This window comes from Candidatus Methylomirabilota bacterium, assembly GCA_036005065.1.
GTDB lineage: Bacteria > Methylomirabilota > Methylomirabilia > Rokubacteriales > DASRDR01 > DASYQW01.
This window is the reverse complement of sequence record DASYQW010000027.1, coordinates 16,556-38,147: the sequence shown is the minus strand read 5'-3', so window position 1 is coordinate 38,147 and position 21,592 is coordinate 16,556. Positions and strand designations below refer to the sequence as shown.

The following is a 21,592-nucleotide window of genomic DNA, read 5'->3' as shown; positions in this document are numbered from 1 at the left end:
GCGGTCCGCCACGTGACCGCCAACGACTATTCGGCTGGAGATCCGCTCCGCGACGGCGGCCGGACCAAGGTCGCCTTCGGACCCGGGGTGACCTGGAGCCCCACCCGGACGTTTGCGATCGACGCCGCGGTCCGCTACTTCGTCCTCGACGCCAAGCAGAGCCCCATCTTCCCGGCCGATTCGACCTTCCACGGGGTCCACGCCGACCTGCGCGTCACGTACCGGTTCTGACGAGGGACCTCTCGGTGGACGCACGGTTCAATGATGCCCGGGGGACGTGGCTCCCGCCGGCTCGTCGACGCGACGACCTGGGGGACGGGAGAGGGGCGTGAGGCCGGCGTCAGGGCGGGGTGATGATCACGAGGCCGTGCGGCGGCGGGGCGCCCCGGCGCCGGTCGGTTCGCCGCCGCTCGGGCACCTGCTCGCCTGAGTCCTCCCGCCGGTCCTCCTGCCGCCGGTCGAGCAGCACCAGGAGCCGCTCGTCGACCGAGAGCATCTGGGTCAGATAGTCGTAGAGCGCGCGGTGCTCCCGCCCGACGATGAACAGCTCTCCGATCTCGCGGAGCTCGGCCCAGGCCTCCCGCACCCAGTACCGCATGTCCATGTCGCAGAGGAGGGCGGTCGCGCGGGTCAGGTGCTCCTCGGCTTTCGGGCGGTTCTCCATCAGCCGATACAGTCGGCTCAGCCCGAGGTCGCTGAGCGCCAGGAGCGGGCGCATCTGGAGCTCTTGGGCCAGCCCCACCGCCTGCAGGTAGTACGCCTCCGCCGACTCCGTCGCCGGCGGTTCGCGATGAGAGGCGATCTCGCCGAGGAGCCGGAGGGCCCACGCCTGATGCCCCCGTTCCCGGTGGGCCAGGGCGAGGTCGAGGGCGCCCTGCGCGGCGATCCCGGCCTGCTCGGTCTGGCCGGCCAAGAAGAGCCCTTCGGCGAGCTGCCCGCTCCAGAGGGCGAGGTAGGCTCGGATTCCTACCTCCTCGCTCAGCTTCACCCCCTCCTCGAGCAAGGGCAGGCCGTCGGCCGCCCGGCCCAGACGGGTCAGGGTGAGGCCGAGGAGCGAAGACGGGATCGGCTGCCAGACGGTGAGGTGCTTTTCCCGACACGCCTCGAGGCTCCGCTCCAGCGGCGGCACCGCCGCCTCGAAGTACCCGCGCCGGACCCAGAGAAGGCCGGCCAGAGTCCAGGCGATCGCCTGGCTGTAGGCCTGCTGGCTGGGATCGGCCACCTTCTGGGCCCGGGTCACGTACGTCTGGGCCGCGTCGAAGTCTCCGAGCTCGATCAGGCTGAAGGCGAGCCACGCGCACGAGCCCACGTACGAGATGGGATCGGCGACCGCGTCGCCGCCGCCCTCGGCCTCCAGCACTGCCAGGTTCTCCTTGAGGATCGACTCGGCCAGGGCGTACTGGCCCTGGGCGTGGTAGCTGTGGCCCATGTATCGGCGCGCCAGCGCCTGGAGGCTGAGGTCCTGGCCAGGTCCGCGCATGGTGAGGCATCGCTGGCCGTACTCGATCGCCCGGTCGGGCTCGCCCTTCAGGTAGTGGTAGTTGATCAGATACGAGTAGACGTGAGCCAGGCGCGACTCGTCCCCGAGGTCTCGAGCCATGCGCTCGGCCTCCTGGGACCGCACCAGCACCTCGGGGAGCCGCCCGAGCTGGAGCAACAGCGGGCGCAGCTCGAACCGAAGATCGATGGCCTGCTCGATCGTCTCGCGGCGCTCGGGCAGGTGCTTGAGCGCCGCCAGAGCCTGTTCGAAGCACGTCACCGCCTCGCTGTTGGCCGAGCGGACGGCGGCCTTGGCCCCCGCCTGCCGGAGGTAGGTCAGGCCCTTCTCCCACCGCTCCCCCTGGAGAGCGTGGTGGGCGAGGCGCTCGACCTGGTCGGCGAGGCGATCGGGGTACACCGTCTCGATGGCCTCCACGATCCGGGCGTGGAGACCGCGGCGCCGCTCGTTGAGGAGGCTCCCGTAGGCGACGTCGTGGGTCAGGGCGTGCTTGAAGGTGTACTCGAGCTCGGGAAACAGGGCCGTCTCGTACAGGAACTCGGCGGCCTGGAGGTGCATGAGCCCGCGGCGGAGCTCGGTCTCGGGCAGATCGGCGATGGCCCCCAGGAGCGCGAAGGGCACGTCTTTGCCGATGACGGACGCCGCTTCGAGAAGGCGTTTCTCCTCGAACGGGAGCCGATCGATCCGCGCGGCCAGTACCGCCTGCACGGTGGCCGGGACCTTGACGGTGTGTAGCGGCTTCCCCAGACGGTACGCGCCGCGCTCCCCCACCAGGACACCGACCTCGGTGAGGCGCCGGACGCTTTCCTCCAGGAAGAACGGGTTCCCTTCGGTGCGATCGATCAGCTGGCGCTTGAGGGGCTGGAGCCCCGGGTCACCCCCGATGAGCGCCTGCAGGAGCACACTGGCGCTGGGCGGCGCCAGGGGATCCATCGGGAGCTGGGTGTAGTAGGTCTTGCTGCCCCACCCGTGCTGGTACTCCGGACGGTAGCTGACGAGGAGGAGCAGCCGGGCGGTCGGCAGGCTCTCGATCAGCGTGTCGAGGCAGGCCTGCGTCTCGCTGTCGATCCAGTGGAGGCTCTCGATGACCAGGAGGAGGGGCTGACGCCGGCTCTCGCTGAGGAAGAGCCGCTTGAGGCCCTCCAGCGTCCGGGCCCGCCGCTGCGGCGGCCCGAGGGTCCGGAACGCGTCGTCGTCGGGAAGAGCGTCCAGGAGCGACAGGAGCGGAGGGATCGCGTCCTTCAGCCGCTCGTCCAGCGCCAGGACCTTCGCCGTGACCTTTTCCTGGATCGAACCCGGCGCCTCGCGCTCCTCGAGGTGGAAGTAGCCCCGCAGGAGATCGATGACGGGCAGATACGGGGTCGTCTTCCCATAGGACACGGCACTCGCCGCGAGGACGAGCCACCCCTCGGTGCGGGGCGAGCGCGTGAATTCGAAGAACAGTCGGGTCTTCCCCACCCCGGCCTCGCCCACCACCGCGACCACCTGGCCGTGCCCCCATCGGGCCGGCTCCAGGCTTCCTCCGAGCTGATCCATCTCGAGCTCGCGGCCGACGAACGGGCTGAGCCCCCCGGCCATCGCGGCCTGGAGCCGCGACCGCACGGATTGCGCCCCCGTCAGCTCGTATACCTCGATCGGAGCCTCCAGCCCCTTCACCGGCACCCGGCCGAGCGAGCGCGCCTGGACCGACCCCTCGGCCAGCCGGAAGGTGTCCGCCGTGACGAGGACCGAGCCGGGCTTTCCCATCTGCTCCATGCGGGCCGCCAGATGAGTCGTCTGGCCGACCGCCATGTAGTCCGTGTGCAGGTCGTTCCCGATCGAGCGCACCACCACCTCGCCCGAATTGAGGCCGACCCGGATCTGCAGAGGGAGGCCGTGCAAGCGCTGGACCTCGTCGCCGTACGCGTTCACGCTCTCCTGCATCCGGAGGGCCGCGTAGCAGGCGCGGACGGCGTGATCCTCGTGGGCGACCGGCGCGCCGAAGAGCGCCATGATGCCGTCGCCGAGAATCTGGTTGACCGTGCCCTCGTAGAGGTGAACGGCCTCCATCATGCGCTCGAGCACCGGGTCCAGCAGGGCCCGGCCCTCCTCGGGATCCCGCTCGGCCAGGAGCTCGAGCGAGCTCTTGAGGTCGGCGAAGAGGACGGTGACCTGCTTCCGTTCCCCTTCCAGAGCAGAGCGGGTGCTCAGGATCTTTTCGGCCAGGTGGGGGGGCGTGTACGCCCTCGGGGAGCCGAACCGGTGCGCCGCCGGGAGCGCGCTCAGGGTCTGCCCGCACTCGTTGCAGAACCGGCTGCCAGGCGCGTTGGGATGGCCACAGGTGGGACAGGCGGCCTCAAAGGACGTGCCGCAGGCGTTGCAGAACCGCGCCCCGGCCGGATTATCCTGTTGGCACCGAACGCAACGCACCGAGAGCCTGGACCCCCTCTCAGGCGACGGAAGACATCGGAGACTGGCCGGAGTCTAGGGGACGGCAAGGCCCGTGTCAACGGGCCTCTGCCCCGTTCGGAAAGCCGCTTGGGGGTCGGCCCGCGCCGCGATGTGGCCCTCGTCGATCCGGGCCCCGGCCCGTGTTTCTCCTTGACAAGGCCGGGCCGGACTCGTAAGGTGCTCGGCACCATGAGGCGAATCCTGGGCGACCCCCTGACGCGTGCCGACCGGCAGTGGTGGTGGCGCTGGCGCGTCCGCCGAGGGCCCGGGACCCCGCCCGTGTAGCAGACCAGCAGCGAGTCGAGAAGCCGGAACGAAGCCGAGGTGAGCGGGCGGGTCCCGCGACCTCGGCTTTTTTGTCGTCAAGGAGGGAAGGGATGCGCGGGGTGGTGCTGGAGCCGAGCCACAGCGAGTTCCTCAGCGTCCGCGGGGAGGCTAATGTCGTGCCCGTCTCCTGCGAGCTCCTGGCGGATCTGGAGACCCCGATCTCCGCCTATTTGAAGCTCCGGGATCTGCCGTCGAGCTTCCTCCTCGAAAGCGTCGAGGGCAATGCCCAGGTGGCCCGCTTCTCGGTGCTGGGCGGCGCGCCCCGGCTGGTCCTCGAGTGCGACGGCGAGCAGGTCCGGGTGACCGGCGGCGACGGCACCGTCACCGAGCCGGGCCAGCCCCTGGCGGTGGTCCGGGAGTACCTCGCGCGATACCGGGCCGAGCCCCGGCCCGACCTCCCGCCCTTCGTCGGCGGCTTCCTCGGCTACCTCGGCTACGACGCGGTGCGGCTCTGGGAGCGCCTGCCCGGGCGTCCGGCCGACGACCTCGGCCTTCCCGTCTTCCGGCTCGCCTTGATGGACAGCGTGGTCGTCTTCGATCACCTCCGTCACACGCTCCGGGTCGTCGCCAACGCGTTCCTGGACGACGGGGCCGAGGCCGCCTACCGCGACGCCGAGGCGCGCGTGGCGGCCATGCTGGCCCGACTCCGAGCGCCCCGGCCGGCCTGGCACCCACCGAGCGCCCCGCCGCTTACGACACGGGCCAACCTGACTCCCGAGGCCTACTGCGCCGGCGTCGAGCGCGCCCAGGAGCTGATCCGGGCCGGCGACATCTATCAGGTCATCCTCTCGCAGCGCTTCGCCACCCCGGTCCCGGGCCTCGATCCGCTCGCCATCTACCGCGCCCTCCGGGTTCTGAATCCCTCGCCGTACATGTTCCTCCTCGACTTCGGGGCCGGGACACTGGTGGGATCGTCACCGGAGCGACTGGTGCGCCTCGAGAACGGCCGGGTCGACATGCGGCCGCTGGCCGGGACGCGCCCGCGCGGCCGGACGCCGGCCGAGGACGGGGCGCTCGCCGAGGCGCTGCGGGCCGACACCAAGGAGCGCGCCGAGCACGTCATGCTCGTCGACCTCACCCGGAACGACGTCGGGCGCGTGGCGCGCTACGGGAGCGTCCGCGTGACGGAGCTGATGGCGATCGAGCGGTACTCGCACGTGATGCACCTGGTGTCCCACGTCGAAGGGGCGCTCGAGCCGGGCCGTGGCGCCTGGGACGTCCTCCAGGCCGTCTTCCCCCACGGGACGGTCAGCGGGGCGCCCAAGGTTCGGGCGATGGAGATCATCGACGAGCTGGAGCCGGTGGCGCGGGGCCCCTACGCCGGGGCCGTCGGGTACGTGGGGTTCGACGGCGCGCTGAACACCGCGATCACCATCCGGACGGTCCTGGTGCACGGTCAGACCGCCTATGTCCAGGCCGGCGCGGGTGTCGTCGCCGACTCGGTCCCCGAGCGCGAGCACCAGGAGTGCGTGGCCAAGGCCCGGGGTCTGCTCAAGGCCATCGAACACGCGGGAGAGGAGCATGTTGCTGGTCATCGACAACTATGACTCGTTCACCTACAACCTCGTGCAGTACCTCGGCGAGCTGGGCGCGACGCCGGTCGTCCGCCGGAACGATCGGATCGCCCTGGACGAGGTCGAGCGGCTCGCGCCGGCCGCGATCGTCATCTCACCGGGCCCCGGCGCGCCGGCTCAGGCCGGCGTCTCGAACGCCCTCATCCGCGCCTTCGCCGGACGGTGTTCCATCCTCGGGGTCTGCCTCGGCCACCAGTGCATCGGCGAGGTCTTCGGGGGCGTGGTGAGCCGGGCCCCCGCGCCGATCCACGGCAAGACCTCCCGCGTCTACCACGATGGGCGCGGCGTCTTCACGGGCCTTCCGAACCCCTTCGAGGCGACGCGGTACCATTCGCTGATCGTCCGCCGGGAGGGGCTGCCGGACGTGCTCGAAGTCTCGGCGTGGACGGAGGACGGGCTCGTCATGGGCCTCCGTCACCGAGCGGCGGCCGTGGAGGGCGTCCAGTTCCACCCGGAGTCGGTCCTCACGGCGGTGGGCCTGGACCTGTTGCGCAACTTCTTGGAAGGCTGTGAGCAGCCCGGCGCGACCTCGGGGGCGTGGGGTCGGACGGCGGCGCCCCGCTGGTTCGGCTGAGGACCCGTCTCTCCGGTCCGTCAGTCGGCCGGTCGACTGGAATCCTCTCCATCACTCGACTTCAGCGCTTGCGAAAGATCATGAGCTGCTGAACGCCATAGTCGCCGCCCGGCGGCAGCTGCGCGGCAAAGCGATTCCATTCCATGCCCGGATCGGCGACGTCGATCGGCCGCCCGAGCGCTTCGATGAGCAGCGGCTTCAGAACCCGGGTCATGACGTAATAGGTGCTCGCGAAGTGCACCACATCGACGAGATCCGCGTGCGGGCGAGCGGCCTCGATGACGCGATCCAGATCGAGGTATTCGTTGAACGACGGCATCGGGATGTCCGGCAATCCCCATTCGCGGCGGAAACCGTTCAGCCGCTCCCAGCCTTGCCGTGTCGCTTCGGACAACAGCAGCGTGCCGCCGGGCTTCAGCATGCGGAGCGCTTCGGTCAGGCCCTTCACCTGGTTGTCCCACGTTCTCAGACTGATGAGGACGCGAATGACGATGACCTTGTCGAACGCGCCCGCCGGCCGGTCGAGCGCCGTGATGTCGCCGACGTCGAACACCACGCGTCCCGTGAGCGAGTGGCGTTCGGCCTCGAGACGAGCGCGCGCCTGCTCTACCATCTCCGGGATGTAGTCGAGCCCCAGAATCTCGATGGCCCGCCGGGACGCGAGCCGCAGCGTCGAGTACCCGTTCGCGCACCCGATGTCGAGCACGCGATCGCCGTCCTGGATGTGCTCGAGCAGCTGCTGGATCTCGAGCTCGATCGCCATGCGATCGCTCCACGACGCATCCGGCGACTGCCGATGGGTCACCGCCTGCTCGCCCCAGAACCTGCGGATTTCTTCGATGGAATATCGGGACGTCGCGGACGGGTGACCCTCGACTCTTCGCGCGACCGCAGCGGCATCGCCGGACTTCACGGTGTAGGACGGCCGATCCATCAGCCGGAAATGAATGCGGGCTAGATACTCGCCGATGATGCCGAGCGTCAGGAGTTGAGCGCCCGAGAAGATGATGATGACGGACGCCAGGAACGCAAAGCCGGGCACGCTCGCGCCCTGCAGGACGTATCGGCCCAGCACGAACGCGAACAGCAGCATGCCGAACAGCGTCACGGCGAACCCGAGCATGCTCGCCCACTGCAAGGGCGCCGTGCTGAACCCCGTCAGCATGTTGAGCGAATGGGTCAGCAGCTTCCAGAACGTGTAGTTCGATTGGCCCGTGCGCCGTTCGTGATGGCCGACGCGAATGGCCTTGAAGCGCGTGGTGCCCCAGGTGAGCAAGACGTCGATGTTGACCAAGGCACCCTCGTAGTCGTCGAACGCCCGGCGAAGATCGGTTCGGAACACGCGGAAGGGGCCGACCATCCGAGCCGTCTCCGCCCCCAGAACCCTCTGCAAGGCGATCTTGGTGGCCTGTGACGCCAGATCGCGCCAGCGCCCGTGCACCTCCTGGCACGGCGCGCCATAGACGACATCGATGTGATCTTCCAGTGCGTCCAGCAGCTTCGGGATTTCTTCCGGCGGATTCTGGAGGTCGTCGTCGAGCGTGACGATGAGGTCGTACCGCGCGGCCCGGATGCCGCAGAGCAGCGCGTTGTGCTGCCCGGAGTTGCGCATCAAGTCGATCGGGCGAATCCAGCCGTGACGGCGACGCAGCTCGACGAGCACGTCCCAGCTCCCGTCGCGGCTCGCGTCGTTGACGAACACGATCTCGAACCGGCCGGCGCACGAATGAAGCACCGGCGCGAGGCGCGCGACGAGCTCCGGCAGCATCGCTGCACTGTTGTAAACGGGAATCACCACGGACAGCGATGGGACTCGTCTGGGCATTGCCGGCGCGATCGCCTGCCGCTACGGCACCTGCGACTGCAGTTCCCCCGCGGGAGTTGGGGCGGAAAGAGCGGTCTCTATCCCGGAGCCGTGCGGTGCGACAGCGCCCCACACCGCATGTCTGAGCGTGTTGCAGAGCCTCTGCCCGTCGTTGAGGAGCTCGACGAACCGCTCGCGCGGCCCTTCACAGAACACCCGAGCCTGCGAAGCCACCTGGCCTCCCGGTATTCTCGATCATCGCGCCTTGCCAGTCGGGCGTGTCATTCTACCGCACCGTCACGATCCTGCCCAGGTGCCCGCTGGCTGAAGTGGGTGAACGCGGGGATGTGCGACTTGCCGAAGTACTTGCGCGATCTCGGGCGCGCGTGGGGTCGGACGGCGGCCCCCCGCTGGTTCGGCTGAGGACCCGGTCCGTCAGTCGGTCGGACTCTCAGCGGAGCACGATTCGGTTACTGGTAGGCCGGTCGCTCAGTCTCCGACGGGTCGAACCCTTCCGGCCGATAGACCATGCGATAGTGGGCATCGTTCCACAGCATTTGTTCCTGGGGGGATAGCGGCTGGCGGCGAGGCCGCTGCCGGCGCTCGACCTCGATCGGAACCTGTTGCGTGCGACGCTCGCCGAATCGGCGATCGAAGATGACAACGGCGCGGCCCTGGAAACTCTCACGAGTCATTTGATAGAGGCCTTCGTTGTCCCGTCTGATCACGATCAGCCACCGGACTTGTGACATGCTGACCCCTGTCTTCACTACCGATCGCCAGGACCCCGCAGGGAAAACCGAGACACCAAGCGGCAGCCGGGCCTAGTAGAGGTTCGGGATCCTGAAGGCTCGCATGCTCTCAGACGGGAAGCATTGGGCGTGCCATCACCGCTCAGACCCGAAATGCCGCGAGTTTCTCGCAGCGACGGTCCTCGGCCTGGCGAGCTGGTCATCTTCTGGCCAAGGGGCGTGGACGGCCGGCCAACTCCTGAGCAACCGCCCGTCGTCCGCGCCCCCGCGCGTTCGGCGAGAATGACCCCTCGTGGTCTTTTCGTCTGGCTTGCCCCCGCTCCGGGATGGCCGTCCCTCGGGTGCCCCGTCGGCTAGAATGTCTTTCTCTGCTTCACCCTCGTGGCCGAGGGCCTGGTCGATCTCGGTTTGTCGGCGGGGGTGAAACCGTGGGACCTGGCCCCGGCCAAGATCCTCCTGGAAGAGGCCGGCGGGCGCTTGACCGACCTGGCCGGGGCGCCGACAATCGCCTCGGGCGCCGTGCTGGCGAGCAACGGACGGCTGCACGAGCCGGCCCTGCGACTCTTCCACGCGAGGTAAGTCCGCGCGGTCCGCGGTTCTTTGTTAGAATCGGCGCCAACCGAGGAGGCGGCATGATCCGGCGGTTCTCGGTCCTCTACGTCGGCCAGATCGAGCTCGACCACGTCGGCAAGGACGGGACGCCGGCCGACGCCCGCCGTTATCCGAACGAGCGGCTGGTGGAGGCCTACCGGACGGTCGTCGAGGTGGCCCAGCTCATGGACGACCTCGGCTACTACTGCCTGTGGACGGCGGAGCATCACTTCCAGCGTGAGGGCTACGAGGTCTTCCCCAACCTGATCCAGCTGGGCACCTACCTCGCGGCCGTCACGCGACGGCTCAAGCTGGGCTGCGCCTTCAACATCCTGCCCATGTGGCATCCGATCCGGCTGGCTGAAGACTACGCCGTGGCCGACATCCTCACCGATGGGCGCGTCATCATGGGCATCGGCCGGGGGTATCACTCCCGCGAGGTCGAGTCCTTCGGGGCGCCGGTCCTGGACCAAGACGCGAACCGCGAATTGTTCGAGGAGCAGTTCGACATCATGCTGAAGGCCTGGAACGAGGAGGCCTTCGGCCACCAGGGCAAGCACTACACGATCCCGCCGCCCGTCCGGTACCGCGGCTACGAGCTGACCGAGGTGACGCTGGTTCCGCGTCCGATCCACCGGCCGGTGGAGATCTGGCAGCCGATCGCCAGCGGCAAGAGCATCGAGTTCATGGCCCGCCACAGGATCAAGGGGATGGTGACGCTGAACGGCGAGAAGGTGACCGACCAGGTCTTCCGGGCCTACCGCGAAGCCTGCGCCCGGTACGGCCGCCGGCTCGAGCTGGGGGAAGACCTCTGCCTCGGGCTCGGCTTCTACATGGCCGCGTCCCGCCAGGAGGCCATTCGCCGGGTCGAGCCCGCGCATGACGAGCGCTACAAGTGGTTCGCGCCCTTCGGGTTCGTGCGCTACGCCGACCCCGAGGGACGGCCCTGGGGGACGCCGGGGGCGCCGGCCCGGGTGCCGACGATCGAGGAGGGCGTCGAGCAGAAGGCCTGGATGGTGGGCTCGCCCGCCGACTGCATCGCCCTCGTCCGCGAGTACGAGGCGAAGTACCCCGGGCTCGAGCAGCTCATGCTCCACTGGCCGGAAGGCGTGCCGCCGGCCGAGTTCAAGGAGCAGCTCCGGTGGTTCGCCCGCGACGTCATGCCCGCCTTCTCGCCGGGCCGATGATCCCGTGCTGATCCGGGGTGGCACCCTCGTCGACCCGAGCCAGAGCCTCCACGCGCGGCGCGACGTGCGTCTGGTCGGCGGCCGCGTGGCGGAGGTCGGGGAGGCCCTCGGCCCCCAGCCGGGCGAGGAGGTGGTAGAGGCCCGGGGCCAGCTCGTCCTGCCGGGCCTGATCGACCTTCACGTTCACGTTTTTCCGGGCGGCTCCCACTATGGCATCGACCCCGATCCGCACTGCCTCGCCTCCGGGACGACGACGGTGGTGGACGCCGGCTCGGCCGGGGCTCACACCTTTCCGGCGTTCCGCCGCTACGTGATCGAGGTCGCGCACACCCGGATCGTGCCGTTCCTCAACGTGTCGGTCTCCGGGATGCTCTCGCCCGACGTCGGCGAGCTGGAGGACGTCCGGCTTCTCGACAAGACGGCCGCGCTCCGGACCATCGGCGCCCACCGGGACCTGATCCAGGGCGTCAAGGTGCGTCTCTCGCGGGAGCTGGTGGGGGCGAACGCCCGGATCGGGCTCAAGACTGCCCTGGAGGTGTCGGAAGCCGCCGAGCTCCCGCTGATGGTCCATGTCGGCGACACGCCGCTCCCGCTCACCGACATTCTCGACGAGCTGCGCCCGGGCGACGTCCTGACCCACTGCTTCCACGGCCGGGAGGAGGGCATCCTCGGCGCCAAGGGGCAGGTGCTGGCCGAGGCTCGCGTCGCGGCCGGACGCGGGGTGAACTTCGACGTCGGCCACGGCCGGGGGTCGTTCGCCTTCGCGGTGGCTCGCCGCGCCCTGGCCCAGGGCTTCCGGCCGGGCACCATCTCCAGCGACCTTCACGTCTACAACGTCGACGGCCCCGTGTTCGACCTCGCCACGACCATGTCGAAGTTTCTCCACCTCGGCCTCGCGCTCGACGAGGTCGTCGAGATGACGACGGCCGCCCCGGCCCAGGTGCTGGGGAAGGCGGCGGCGCTGGGGACCGTCCAACCCGGCGCCGCGGCCGACGTCACGCTGGTCGACCTCTCCGAGGGGCGCTTCGAGCTCACGGATGCGATGGGTGAGACCGTGGTCGCCACCCGGCGCCTGCTTCCGATCGAGGTCATCCGAAACGGCGTCCGGGTCAAGACGCGGCCGGCTCACCCGGACTAGAGGCCTGTCGGAGTAACCCGGCGCCGTCCATCGAGCGCGAGGTGCATCGAGGAGTGCTCCGCGCGGCGGCTTCGCCGCCGCCACGAGCCTCGGGGGGGTCTTCCGAGACCCCCCCGAAATGACCTAGAGAGGAGGCTTCTATGCGGCGGTGGCTCGACATCGTGGCCGGGGTCTCGGCCGTCAGCCTGCTGCTCGGACTGGCGGCGGGCGCGGCGGCCGGAACCCTCGACGACGTGAAGAAGCGTGGCAAGCTGGTGGCGGGCGTCAAGACCGACTTCCCGCCCTTCGGGTACGTGGATGCTCAGGGCAAGAACCTCGGCTTCGACACGGAGCTGGGGCACCTGTTCGCCCAGGCGCTGCTCGGCGATGCCAACAAAGTCGAGTTCGTCTCGGTCACCTCGGGGAACCGGATCCCGTTTCTCCAGAGCGGCAAGATCGACATCATCATCGCGACGGTGACGATCACCGATGAGCGCCGCCAGGTCGTCGAGTTCTCGGACCCTTACTTCCTCTCGGGCTCGCTCATCCTGGTGCCCAGGGCGAGCACCATCGGCGACGTGAAGGACCTCAACGGGAAGACGGTCGCGGTGATTCAGGGCGCCATCCAGGACCAGGACCTGGCCCAGCTGGCGCCGCAGGCCAACCGCGTGAAGTTCGGCAAGGTCTCCGAGGCTCTGCTGGCCGTGAAGGGCGGGCGAGCCGAGGCCTACGTCCACGACGACGTCCTGCTGCTCTCCCTCGTGAAGGAGAACCCCGAGCTGAAAGTGGTGGGCAAGCCGTTCATCCCGCGCCCGTACGGGATCGCGGTGCGCAAGGGCGACACCGAGTTCATCAACTGGGTGAACGGCCAGCTCCAGAAAACGCGCGCCGACGGCACCTACGACCGGCTCTGGAAGAAGTACTTCGGCGAAGTCGAGGCCAACCTCGTGAAGCCGTGAGACACCCCGTTCGGGCGGCCTCGCAGCCGCCGGGATAGGGTCGCGCGACCGGGCCATGCGCATCGGCCTCCACCTCACGCCGTTCTGGAGTCCGACCGACCGCCACCCGACCCGGATCTTCGACGAGGCGATCCGGGTCGTGGCGGCCGCCGCCGGGATGGGCTACGCCTGGGTCTCCATCGGTCACCACCTCCTCTCCCACCCGACCGTGTGGCCGCAGCCCTTGCCGATGCTGGCCCGGCTGGCGCCCGAGACAGGCCGTCTGCGGCTCAAGACCTCGATGCTGCTCCTGCCCCTCGTGAACCCCGTCGAGGCGGCCGAGAACATCGCCACCCTCGACCACATCACCCACGGGCGCCTCGACGTCGGCGTGGCCATCGGGTACCGCGAGAAGGAGCTCGAGACGGTAGGGCTCGGGCGCAAAGACCGCGTCCCGAAGCTCGAGGAGTCACTCGAGCTGATGAAGCGGCTCTGGGCGGGCGAGGAAGTGACGTTCGACGGCCGGTACACCCGGGCCACCGGGGGCCGGATGGGGTTCCTCCCCTGCCAGCGCCCGCACCCGCCGCTCGAGATGGCCGCCCAGAGCGTCGGCGCCACCCGCCGCGCGGCGCGCCTGACCGACGGCGTCTTCTTCGGGCCGCAGCTCGCCTGGGAGGCGATCGCCACGCTGGCCGGCGTCTTCCGCGAGACACGCCGCGAGGCCGGGGCGGCGGCCGGGACGGTCTGCGCCTCTCGCGCCCTCATCGTCGGCCCGAGCCGCGAGGCCGCCGTGGCGGCGGCCCGGGCGTACCTCGAGAAGACCTTCGCCATGTACCGGGCCTGGCAGATGCAAGAGGCGACGATGATGGCGCTCCAGCTGGGCTTCGACGCCCCGCTCGAGAGCTGGACCGTCTGCGGCGCTCCGGCCGACTGCGTCGAGACGCTCGCCGGCGCCCGGTCGATGGGCGTCGACGGGATCGGCTTCACGATCTACAGCCTGCCGCCAGAGGCGACGGCGCGCGTCGAATACCTGCAGATGATCGCGGAAGAGATCCTGCGCCCCGTCGGCGCCCTCCCGCCGTGAGCGCGGACCGGGCCGATCCCCGTCGCAGCCCGTCGTCCTCGGTCGTCGGCGGGCCTCAACGTATGCGGCATACGCCTCGGCCCGCCTCCTCCCTGCGTCCTAGGGCTGCTCGGGGCTTGGCCCTGTCCCATCGCCGGACCCGACCGCCCAGCAAGTCCGAAGGTCCTGCCGTCAGCTGGCCTGGCCGGTCCGGGGGTTCCGGCGTGAGATCCCAGCCCGGGCCGATCGCCTCGCACGGCTGCGCAACCTCGGCCACGATCCCGCCGTGAGCGCGGCGGGCGCGACCTGCCTGATCCGAAACATCGGCACGCTGGTCACGGGGGACTGCCACCGCCCCCTCCGGCCCGACGACTCGATCTTCGTCGCCGACGGCCGGATCCGCGAGATCGGCACGGGCCTCGACCGCCCCGCCGACGTGGTCATCGACGCCCGCGGGACTACCGCCCTCCCGGGACTGATCGACTCCCACTCGCATCCCACCTTCGGCGACTTCACGCCGGCCCAGACCGCGCTCTCCTGGATCACCCACTACCTCCACGGCGGGGTCACCGCGCTGATCTCGGCCGGTGAGCTCCACCTGCCCGGGCTCCCGACGCCTCCTGACCCGCGCACGGCCCTCGCCCTCGCCCACCTGGCCAAGGTCTGCTGGGATACCCTCCGGCCCGGCGGCGTGAAGGTCTACGGCGGCACGCTGCTGCTGGTCCCCGGGCTCACCGAAGACGACTTCGCCGGGGTGGCTGCGGCGGGCATCCGCCTGGTCAAGTTCATCTTCTACGACTACCGCCTCCCGACCGGGGAGGCCGAGGGGTACGTGGCGTGGGCCCGGGCCCGGGCGATCAAGGTGAAGCTCCACTCCGGCGGGGTCTCCCGCTCGGGCGTCAGTCAGGTCGCCGGCGCCGCGATCGTCAAGCGTCTCATGCCCGACATCGTGGCCCACGTCACCGGCGGCCCCATCCCGATGCCGCCCGGGGAGATCGACGAGGTCGTCGCCGAGACGGACTGCGATCTCGAGATCTGCAGCTCCGGCAATCCCCGGATGGTCCTCCACCTGATGCGAGCGGTGCGGGCGCGCGACGCGTTCCACCGGGTGCTCGTCGGGACCGACACCCCCGGCGGCACCGGCGTCATCCCGCGCGGGATGCTTCGCGAGATCGCGTATCTGGCGGCGGTCGCCGAGGTGCCGCCCGAGCTGGCCGTGGCCATGGCGACCGGCAACGTGGCGCGCGCCCACGGCTTGCCCCAGGGCATCCTGGAGGAAGGCCGGCCGGCCGATCTCGTCCTGCTCGACCGCATCCCGGGGTCCATCGCCCGCGACGCGCTCGACGCCTTCGCCCGGGGTGACCTGCCGGGCATCTCGACGGTGCTGATCGACGGCCAGCCGCGGGTCGTCGGCCGGAGCCAGCAGACGCCGCCCCCCGAGCGCCCGGCGATCATCCGCGGCCCGCTCGACCGCCAAGACGCATGAGCCGCTCGCCGTGACGACTCTCGGCTTCGGCGTGGGCCTCTTCCCGACCGAGCCCCTCTTGACCACGGTCGGCCTGGCCCGGCTCGCCGAGGATCTCGGATTCGGCCACGTCTGGGTCGGCGACTCCCAGTTGATCTGGCGCGAGGCCTACGTGAACCTCACCGCGGCCACCCTGGCCACCACCCGGATCGTCCTCGGCACCGGCGTGACCAACCTCGTCACGCGTGATCTCTCCGTCGCCGCCAGCGCGTTCGCCACGCTCCAGGAGGCGTTCCCGCGGCGTCTCGTCCTGGGGGTCGGCCTCGGGGACAGCGCCGTCGAGACCCTGGGCCGGAAACCGGCCCGCCTGGCCACGTTCGAGCTGGGCGTCCAGCGGATCCGGGAGCTCCTCGCCGGGCGGGACGTCGCCCTCGAAAGCGGAACGATCCGACTCAAGCACGCGACTGGCGACGGCGTACCGATCTACGTCGCCGCCAGCGGGCCGAAGATGCTCGAGCTAGCCGGCCGCGTGGCCGACGGCGTGATCGTCCTCGTGGGGGTCGAGCTCGATCGGGTCCGGCGGGCGCTGGACGTGATCCGGGTCGGGGCCCGGGGGGCGGGGCGCGATCCGGACCGACTCGACCTCGTCCTCTGGGTCCCCTGTGCGGTCGCCGACGACGGCGCCCGGGAGGCCGTGAAGGCCCACGTCGCTCGGGCGCTGAACCGGCCGCTGCCCTTTGCCCTCGACGCGGGGGAGCGCGAGGTCGCCCGCGAGATCCGGCGTACCTACGACTATTATGCGCACATGGACCGCGGCGCGAGCCAGGCCCGGGTCGTCCCCGACTGGCTGGTCGACCGGTTCGCCATCGCCGGCACGCCGGCCGAGTGCCGCGCGGCGGTGAAGCGCCTGGACGGGAGCGGCATCCACCAGCTCGCGATCGTCCCGTACGGCGTCGGTGGTGGAGATCGCGCGACGACGCTACGCCGCTTCGCCGCCGCGATCATGGCAGGGGGACGCGCGTGACCGACCCGGTCATCGGCCGGTCCGCCGAGCGACAGGACGCCCGTGAGAAGGTCACCGGGCGGGCGCGGTATACCGCGGACCTCCACGTCCCCGGGATGGTGGACGGAAAGATCCTCCGCAGCCCGTACCCGCACGCGCGGATCCTCGACATCGACACGCGGGAGGCCGACGCGCTCCCCGGCGTGATCGCGATCGTCACCGCCGCCGACCTGGCGGACCTCGATCCCTACTACGGCCACGCGGTGCGCGACCAGCCCGTCCTCGCCATCGAGCGCGCCCGCTTCGCCGGCGAGCCGGTCGCGGCGGTGGCGGCGGCCGACGAGCGTACCGCGGCCGAGGCGGTGCGACGGATCGTCGTCCGCTGGGATCCGCTCCCAGCCGTCGGCAGCGTGGACGAGGCGCTGGCGCCCGGCGCGCCGGTCCTGCAGGAGCCGCGGTCCCGCTCGACGCTCTTCCCGGACGTGCAGGACGTCGCGCCCGACCTCACGCGCAACATCTGCCACCACTTCGCCTACCGGCGCGGGGATCCGGAGGCGGCCTTCCGCGACGCCGACCTCGTCTTCGACGACACGTTCACGCTCCCGGGGGTCCACCACCACCCGCTCGAGCCTCATGGCGCCATCGCTCACCATCAGGGTGGCGAGCTGACCGTGTGGGCGGGCACCCAGTATCCGTTCGCCACCCGGCAGATGCTCGCCGAGATGTTCGGCCTCCCGCAGAGCCGGGTGCGGGTCGTCGTGCCGTACGTCGGCGGCGGGTTCGGCTGCCGGGAGCTCATGGGGGCGGCGCCGCTGGCGGCGGTGCTCAGCCGGAAGGCCCGTAGGCCCGTGCGCGTCCTCTTCTCGGCCGAAGAGACGGCGCGGACGCTCTGCCGTCACGGCGGTCGGGTGCGGATCCGGACCGCCGTGCGCCGCGACGGCACGCTCGTGGGCCGCCGCGCGGAGATCCACCTCGACACCGGCGCCTATTCCGACCAGGGCCCGCGCGTCGCCAAGAAGGCCGGCTATCGGGTGATCGGGCCGTATCGCATCCCCCACGTCGAGGTGCACGCCTACGCGGTCTTCACCAACACCGTCCCGGCCGGCGCCTATCGAGGCTTCGGCACCTCGCAGGTGTGCTGGGCATACGAGTCGCAGATGGACACGATCGCCGCGGCGCTCGGTTTGGATCCGGTGGCCTTCCGGCTCCGGAACCTCCTCGAGCGGGGCGAGGAATACGCCCCGGGCGACCGGCCTGTCGACAGCGACCTCGGAGCCGCCCTCGCCAGGCTGGCCGACCAGGTCGGCTGGGCCCGGGCCCGCGCGGAGGGCGCGGGCGTCGGCGTCGCCTGCGCGCTGAAGGACGGCGGCGGCACCCGGACCTCGTCGACCGCGATCGTGCGGCTGCATCGGGACGCGAGCGCTACCGTGCTGGCCAGCTCGGTCGAGATCGGCCAGGGCGTCCGCACCGTGCTGGCCCAGATCGCCGCGGCCGAGCTGGGGCTCGAGCCATCGCGGGTCGCGGTCCCCGCGCCCGACACCGCGCTCACGCCCTTCGACCAGCGCACGAACGCCAGCCGGGCCACCACGCTTCTCGGTCACGCCGTCCAGGAGGCCGCCCGGTCCGTGGCCGGGCAGGTCCGCGCGATCGCCGCCGAGGCCCTCGCCGTGCCGCCCGAGGCCTGCCGGCTCGAGGACGGCGGCGTGGTCGCGGATGGCCGGCGCCTGGGCCTCGGCGAAGTCATCCAGCGCTTCTTCCGGGACGCCGGCGGCGAGCTGATCGGCCACGGCTACTACCGCCCGGCCGCCGAGCGCAGCACGCTCGGCGCCACCACGAGCTTCTGGGAGGTCGGGCTCGGCGCCGCCGTCGTCTCGGTGGACCGGGAAACGGGGGTCGTCACGATAGACCGGTACGTGACGCTGTGCGACCCCGGCCGGGCCATCAACCCGGCCGGGGTCGAGGGGCAGGATCTGGGGGGCGCGATGATGGGGCTGGGGCCGACGCTCTTCGAGGCGCTGGTGTACCAGGACGGTCAGCTCGTGAACGCGAGCCTGGTCGACTACCGGGTGCCGCTGTTCCCGGACCTGCCGGAGATCTTCGAGGCGGTGATCCTGGAGGGAGGCGGCGGGCCCGGACCCCATGGCGCCAAGGGCGTGGCCGAGGGGAGCATCATCCCGGTGGCGCCGGCCATCGCCAACGCGGTGGCCGCCGCGACCGGCGTCCGCATCCGGGACCTGCCGCTGACGCCCGAGCGCGTGTGGCGCGCCTTACGAGCCCCGAGCTGATCGGCGGGCGGCGCGGTGGCGCCGGTCGGCCGGACGGCGAATAGGCCGAGCCCGCGGGGCGTCTGAGAGGTCGGCACGCGAATTCGCGTGCCTAGCCTGAAAGCCCGGGAGGATACGCCCATGGCCACCCGTCACGCTGTCGCACTGGCTGCACTCGCCTCGCTGGCGACCTCGGCGCCGGCCGCCGCCGCGCCGGTGCCCGACATCGCCGCCACCGCCGAGGTGTCCCCACCCTCCGCGCCAGCCGCTCACGGCCAGCACCGGGGTATGTGGAGGCCGCACCGGGGACGCATCGGCCCGGTCAGTTTCCTGCTGCGGCATCGCGCCGAGCTGGCTCTGTCCACCCAGCAGGTCGAGCGTCTGGAGCAGCTGCGGCTCGACGCGACTCGCGATCTCATTCGCCGGGGCGCCGATCTCCGGGTGGCCGAGCTGGAGCTGGCGGCCCTCCGTCGGGCCGAGCCCGTCGACCTGGCGCAGGTCGAGCCGAAGCTTCGCGACATCGAGCGGATGCGCACCGAGTTCCGCCTCGCCCGGATCCGGGCGACCGAGGCCGCCAAGGCCCAGCTCACGCCGGACCAGCGCTCGAAGCTTCGCACCCTGCTCGACGAGCGGGCGCGGCATCATCGCCCGCGCGGTGCCGCGGCTCCGACCCCGGCCTAGGTCATTTCGGGGGGGTCTCGGAAGACCCCCCATGGCGCCTATTCGTGTCGGAGGGGGCCTCGGCGGCCCCTCCGAGACCTCCCCCAGGACTGAGGTTGCGCGGGCGAAGCCCGCGCTCGGAGTGGAACACCATCCCGGCTCGGTAGGGTAACCGGCGGTGCGTGGTTATCTCGAACTCCTAGCGGGGGCTATTTTCGGAGGGGGCGTCGGCGGCCCCCTCCGGGGCCGCGTCCAGGAGGAGTGACCGCGTGATCGCCTCGAGCGTCGGCGGCGAGGCGGCGTCCTTGTACGGCTCGAGCCGCCGGTAGACCTGCGCAGCCGCCCGGTGAAAGCCGTCGGGTAACCCGGCGCTGGCGAACGCCGCCGCGATCTCCTCCATCTCGGCGATCCATCGCCACGCCTTCCGCGCGCTCGGCCGCACCCCTTCCGATCGCTTCAGCAGGTCCGGCTGCGAGAGCTGCCACTCGTCGGCCAGGATGCGATCGACAGCCTCGCGCGCGGCCAGCGCGCGAATGGCCGCGACGAGCGCGTTCGCACCCTTCGTCCAGGCCGCGTAGCACACCTTCAGGGCCGAGGCGGCCCCGACGGGGCCATCGAGCACGACCGTGTGGAGGTGGCTGCCCGCGAATGCCGTGGCGATGCGCTCGGCGTCCTTGCCGGAGAGGTAGAGGCGCGTGCTGGCGCCGGCTCCCGGAGGCGGCCCGACGATGCCGCCATCCACGAAGGTCGCGCCGCCGGCCTCGACGATCACCCCGATCTGCCGGGCGGTGTCCGGCGACACCGCGTTGGCGTCCACGTAGATGCCCCGGAACCGGTGCCCGGCCACCGCGCGGGCGAGGTCCAGGGCGCCGTGCGGCGGGCAGACCGCGAGCACGACGTCGCTCGCCTCGACGAGGGCGCCGAGCGTCCCGAGGTCCCTGAGCCCGGCGGCGGTCGCCCGCGCGTGCGTCGCCGCGCTGCGCGCCTCCGACGCCCACACCACGCGCGCGCCGCGGGACCGGGCGCACGCCGCCACCGCGGCACCCATCTCACCGGGATGCAGAACGGCCAGGGTCAGCTCCGCCATGTGCCATCTCCCCGGCCGGCCGCCGGGGCTCTGAGCCGCGGCTCGGGCCGGCCTATGTGCCTGTCGGGTTAACCAGGCGCTACCCGATTTGAAGACCTGGGACTGTGTCGCAGTAACCCGGCAGCTCGCCCCGAGCGCGCGATGCGGCGAGCAGCGCTCCGAGCGGCGGCTGTGCCGCCGCAACCGAGGGGGGGCATCGGGGGGGTCCCCGAGACCTCCCCGAAATGACCTACGTGTCCAGCGTCGACTCCCAGAACATCTCCTCGATCGCGAGGCGGCGCGGGGCGAGACCCTGGCGGTGGGTGTAGCCGGCCAGGACCCCCAGGGCCTTGCGGGTGCGGGCGACGCCGTAGGGAAAGGGGTCGTCACCCATGAGGGCCCGCGTCTCCTCGGCCTCGGCCAGGACCCACGGCAGGGCATAGGGAAGCCCGAACGACTGCTCGAGCCGTCCATAGGCGAGCCGCTTCGCCTCGATGAACGCGTCGTAGAGGCTGCGCGGCAGCCACGGGTGCTCCCGGGCCAGCTCCTCGCGCACCACGACCGTGTGCATGATGGGGAAGATGCCCGTCTTCTCGTAGTAGGCCCGCTCCGCGCGCCGGAAGTCCGGGAACAGCCGGCGGACGCGCCCGGCGTCCCCGCCGAAGGTCGCCGGCCGGCGGGCTCCGATGAAGGCGTCCAGTTCCCCCGCCGCCACCATGTCGCCGAGGTTCCGGTCGGCGGGTACCGCCTGCCGCCGGATCTCCCCCGGCAGCGTCACGTCCACCTCCTTGACCTTCGCGCCCTCCCCGCCCTCGAACCACACGAGGTCCTTCGGCGCCACGCCGTACTCGTCTTCGAGAATCCCGCGGACCCACACCGCCGCCGTCATGTGGTACTTCGGCACCCCCACGCGCTTGCCGCGGAGGTCCCCGGGCTCCCGGATGCCGGCGTCGCCGCGCACGAAGATGGCGCCGTGGCGGAACATCTGGGATGGGAAGGCGGGAATGGCGACGATCGGCTCGCCGCGGCCCCGGAGCACGGTGTAGGTGGAGAGCGAGAACTCCGCGACGTCGAACTCGCGGAATCGTCCCATGCGATAGAAGGTCTCCTCGGGGGACAGCGTGAGCACGTTCAGCTCGACGCCCTGGGGTCGAACGGCGCCCGTCCGGAGCGCCAGCGTCCGGTCGTAGTCGCAGCACGCGAGGGTGAGGCGGAGTCGGGTCATGGTCGCGGGTCCCCTTGTCTGGCTTCGGGCCGCCAGTCTATCATGAGGCGCCGG

General features: G+C 71.0%; 17 protein-coding genes. 12 read left to right on the top strand and 5 right to left on the bottom strand.

Features of this window, described 5'->3' with window-relative positions; all coding sequences use genetic code 11:
- On the top strand, positions 1–231 hold a 231-nt coding region (locus VGW35_01530), incomplete at its 5' end, for a hypothetical protein (GenBank protein HEV8306321.1).
- A gap of 109 nt (positions 232–340) precedes the next feature.
- On the opposite strand, the gene VGW35_01525 is transcribed toward VGW35_01530, so the two are convergent.
- Positions 341–3,907 carry an adenylate/guanylate cyclase domain-containing protein gene (locus VGW35_01525; protein ID HEV8306320.1) on the bottom strand — a complete coding sequence of 1,189 codons (3,567 nt, stop codon included), beginning with the start codon at positions 3,905–3,907 and terminating at the stop codon, positions 341–343.
- A 398-nt stretch (positions 3,908–4,305) separates the two neighbouring features.
- On the opposite strand from VGW35_01525, the gene trpE reads away from it, so the two are divergent.
- The gene (gene trpE / locus VGW35_01520; GenBank protein HEV8306319.1) at positions 4,306–5,802 is read left to right on the top strand and encodes an anthranilate synthase component I; all 1,497 of its coding nucleotides are present in this window, start codon (positions 4,306–4,308) and stop codon (positions 5,800–5,802) included.
- Entirely contained in the window at positions 5,777–6,403 is a 627-nt protein-coding gene (locus tag VGW35_01515) for an aminodeoxychorismate/anthranilate synthase component II (protein HEV8306318.1), read from the top strand. The genes trpE and VGW35_01515 overlap by 26 nt, the downstream gene beginning before the upstream one ends.
- A gap of 61 nt (positions 6,404–6,464) precedes the next feature.
- On the opposite strand, the gene VGW35_01510 is transcribed toward VGW35_01515, so the two are convergent.
- On the bottom strand, positions 6,465–8,201 hold the full coding sequence (locus VGW35_01510; GenBank protein ID HEV8306317.1) for a glycosyltransferase: 1,737 nt from the start codon (positions 8,199–8,201) through the stop codon (positions 6,465–6,467).
- Between the two features lie 476 nt (positions 8,202–8,677).
- Complete coding sequence (locus VGW35_01505; protein HEV8306316.1) at positions 8,678–8,977, bottom strand: hypothetical protein; 300 nt, start codon at positions 8,975–8,977, stop codon at positions 8,678–8,680.
- 363 nt (positions 8,978–9,340) lie between these two features.
- On the opposite strand from VGW35_01505, the gene VGW35_01500 reads away from it, so the two are divergent.
- The 9 genes from VGW35_01500 to VGW35_01460 all read left to right on the top strand — a co-directional run bounded on the left by VGW35_01500 (position 9,341) and on the right by VGW35_01460 (position 19,268).
- Positions 9,341–9,538 carry an inositol monophosphatase family protein gene (locus VGW35_01500; GenBank protein ID HEV8306315.1) on the top strand — a complete coding sequence of 66 codons (198 nt, stop codon included), beginning with the start codon at positions 9,341–9,343 and terminating at the stop codon, positions 9,536–9,538.
- A gap of 53 nt (positions 9,539–9,591) precedes the next feature.
- Positions 9,592–10,737: an LLM class flavin-dependent oxidoreductase gene (locus VGW35_01495; GenBank protein HEV8306314.1), complete on the top strand. Its 1,146-nt coding sequence runs from the start codon at positions 9,592–9,594 to the stop codon at positions 10,735–10,737.
- A gap of 4 nt (positions 10,738–10,741) precedes the next feature.
- Positions 10,742–11,875, top strand: coding sequence for an amidohydrolase/deacetylase family metallohydrolase (locus VGW35_01490; GenBank protein ID HEV8306313.1), 1,134 nt, complete (start codon positions 10,742–10,744; stop codon positions 11,873–11,875).
- Between the two features lie 140 nt (positions 11,876–12,015).
- A complete protein-coding gene (locus VGW35_01485) occupies positions 12,016–12,813 on the top strand; it encodes a transporter substrate-binding domain-containing protein (protein ID HEV8306312.1) in 798 nt (265 codons plus the stop codon).
- A gap of 55 nt (positions 12,814–12,868) precedes the next feature.
- A complete protein-coding gene (locus tag VGW35_01480) occupies positions 12,869–13,876 on the top strand; it encodes an LLM class flavin-dependent oxidoreductase (protein HEV8306311.1) in 1,008 nt (335 codons plus the stop codon).
- A 265-nt stretch (positions 13,877–14,141) separates the two neighbouring features.
- Positions 14,142–15,341: an amidohydrolase family protein gene (locus tag VGW35_01475; GenBank protein ID HEV8306310.1), complete on the top strand. Its 1,200-nt coding sequence runs from the start codon at positions 14,142–14,144 to the stop codon at positions 15,339–15,341.
- A 10-nt stretch (positions 15,342–15,351) separates the two neighbouring features.
- Positions 15,352–16,344 carry an LLM class flavin-dependent oxidoreductase gene (locus VGW35_01470; protein HEV8306309.1) on the top strand — a complete coding sequence of 331 codons (993 nt, stop codon included), beginning with the start codon at positions 15,352–15,354 and terminating at the stop codon, positions 16,342–16,344.
- Positions 16,341–18,608: a xanthine dehydrogenase family protein molybdopterin-binding subunit gene (locus VGW35_01465; GenBank protein HEV8306308.1), complete on the top strand. Its 2,268-nt coding sequence runs from the start codon at positions 16,341–16,343 to the stop codon at positions 18,606–18,608. The genes VGW35_01470 and VGW35_01465 overlap by 4 nt, the downstream gene beginning before the upstream one ends.
- 120 nt (positions 18,609–18,728) lie before the next feature.
- Entirely contained in the window at positions 18,729–19,268 is a 540-nt protein-coding gene (locus VGW35_01460; GenBank protein ID HEV8306307.1) for a periplasmic heavy metal sensor, read from the top strand.
- A gap of 178 nt (positions 19,269–19,446) precedes the next feature.
- Here VGW35_01460 and VGW35_01455 read toward each other — a convergent pair whose 3' ends face one another.
- Together VGW35_01455 and VGW35_01450 are read right to left on the bottom strand one after the other, a co-directional pair.
- The gene (locus tag VGW35_01455; GenBank protein HEV8306306.1) at positions 19,447–20,334 is read right to left on the bottom strand and encodes a DUF1932 domain-containing protein; all 888 of its coding nucleotides are present in this window, start codon (positions 20,332–20,334) and stop codon (positions 19,447–19,449) included.
- A 229-nt stretch (positions 20,335–20,563) separates the two neighbouring features.
- Positions 20,564–21,538: an ABC transporter substrate-binding protein gene (locus VGW35_01450; protein HEV8306305.1), complete on the bottom strand. Its 975-nt coding sequence runs from the start codon at positions 21,536–21,538 to the stop codon at positions 20,564–20,566.
- Positions 21,539–21,592: the final 54 nt, after the last annotated feature.

Coding starts and splice junctions, on each gene's coding strand:
- trpE (HEV8306319.1), top strand. CDS start 4,306: ATGCGCGGGGTGGTGCTGGAGCCGAGCCACAGCGAGTTCCTCAGCGTC.
- VGW35_01515 (HEV8306318.1), top strand. CDS start 5,777: ATGTTGCTGGTCATCGACAACTATGACTCGTTCACCTACAACCTCGTG.
- VGW35_01495 (HEV8306314.1), top strand. CDS start 9,592: ATGATCCGGCGGTTCTCGGTCCTCTACGTCGGCCAGATCGAGCTCGAC.
- VGW35_01485 (HEV8306312.1), top strand. CDS start 12,016: ATGCGGCGGTGGCTCGACATCGTGGCCGGGGTCTCGGCCGTCAGCCTG.
- VGW35_01480 (HEV8306311.1), top strand. CDS start 12,869: ATGCGCATCGGCCTCCACCTCACGCCGTTCTGGAGTCCGACCGACCGC.
- VGW35_01460 (HEV8306307.1), top strand. CDS start 18,729: ATGGCCACCCGTCACGCTGTCGCACTGGCTGCACTCGCCTCGCTGGCG.
- VGW35_01455 (HEV8306306.1), bottom strand. CDS start 20,334: ATGGCGGAGCTGACCCTGGCCGTTCTGCATCCCGGTGAGATGGGTGCC.
- VGW35_01450 (HEV8306305.1), bottom strand. CDS start 21,538: ATGACCCGACTCCGCCTCACCCTCGCGTGCTGCGACTACGACCGGACG.